We start from the raw sequence: 1,280 nt of genomic DNA, 5'->3' as shown, positions 1-1,280 counted from the left end.
GTCACCACCAGGCGACCGCCGCCGACCACGGCGACGACCACCCCGCCGCCGCCGACGACCACGACCCCCACGACAACCACGACGACAACGCCGCCGCCGCCGCCGACCACGCCGACCACGCCGACCACGACCGTGCCCATGACCACGGAGTGGATCCACGTGCCGCTGCTGCCGGTGCCGATACCCGTTCCGGTCCCGGCAAGTCCGGCCCCCCAGGCGCCGGCCCCCCAGTACCCGGGTGGCGGCTACCCGCAGAACCCGTTCCTGGGTCCCGGCTACTAAAAGATCACAAGCGCGTCCGATTCACACGCGGGTAGCGTGGGAATCCCCCAGTCGGGCGGGGCCTGGTTCCTGATGCCCTCATCAAAAGGGCTGTTAAGACCTAGGGAGGCGCGAGTGGACATGGTGCTTGGGGTGTCGATGGCCCCGGAAACCGTCCGCCTGGTCCTCATCGAAGGCCAGGACGCCGACGGCGTCACCGTCGAACAGGACGAATTCGGGGTCGCCCCGGCCGACGAGGCGGGTGCGGGCGCCGTCGACCAGGTGATCGCGGCGATCGGCGGGACACGGGAAGGCGCCGGCGCCGGCGGCTACCAATTGGCGTCGACCGGCGTGACGTGGACCGATCCGGGCGTGGTCGGCGGCCTGCGCGAGGCGATCGCCGCCCACGACCTCGGCGCCGTCATGCTGGTCTCCCCGCTGCTGGCCGGGGCGGCGCTCGCGCAGACGGTCGGTCAGGCCATCGGCTACCAGCGCATCGCGATGCTTTTCGTCGAACCGCGCAACGCGACGCTGGCCGTCATCGAGGTGTCCGACGGCTCGATCGCCGACCTGCACCGCCACCAACTCGCGGACGACACCGCCGCGGAGTTGGCGGCCATGGTGGCCGGCCTGGGCGAGCGGGGATCGCGGGCCGACGGCGTCTTCCTGGTCGGCTGCGGGACCGACATCGCCCCCCTCAAGCCCGCGCTGGAGGCGGCGACCCCGCTCGAGGTGACCATTTCCGAGGAACCGGACATGGCGCTGGCCCGGGGAGCGGCACTGGCGTCGGCGAACGCGCCGCTGTTCTCGTCGTCGACGGCGGCCCTGGCCTACGCGCTGGATCCGGCCACGGGCGACCTGAACACCCGCGTGCTGCGAGCCACCTACCTCGACGTCAGCGGAAACGCCCAACCGGAGGCGCTGGCCTACAGCGACTGCACGGTGGCCTCCGTCCACGACGGCGGGGACCACTTCGTGGTCTTCGGGGCGGTGCAGTCGCTGTCCGAGGCGCCCCAGAT

1 protein-coding gene and 2 pseudogenes are annotated in these 1,280 nt (G+C 72.1%); all 3 read left to right on the top strand.

What is annotated here, in order from left to right:
- Positions 1-138: 138 nt before the first annotated feature.
- Complete coding sequence (locus BN971_RS26385) at positions 139-282, top strand: hypothetical protein (protein ID WP_264028461.1); 144 nt, start codon at positions 139-141, stop codon at positions 280-282.
- 114 nt (positions 283-396) lie between these two features.
- Positions 397-1,167, top strand: a pseudogene (locus BN971_RS24320) (DUF7159 family protein); the annotation flags it as partial.
- A gap of 12 nt (positions 1,168-1,179) precedes the next feature.
- Positions 1,180-1,280 (top strand): annotated as a pseudogene (locus BN971_RS25250) (flavin reductase family protein); the annotation flags it as partial.

Origin of the sequence: Mycobacterium bohemicum DSM 44277, assembly GCF_001053185.1 — a bacterium.
In the GTDB taxonomy this organism is placed as follows: Bacteria; Actinomycetota; Actinomycetes; order Mycobacteriales; family Mycobacteriaceae; genus Mycobacterium; species Mycobacterium bohemicum.
This window is presented reverse-complemented; position numbering and strand designations above follow the sequence as displayed.

What these genes read in the sequence shown, in the direction of transcription:
- BN971_RS26385 (WP_264028461.1), top strand. Translation starts at nt 139, where the DNA reads ATGACCACGGAGTGGATCCACGTGCCGCTGCTGCCGGTGCCGATACCC.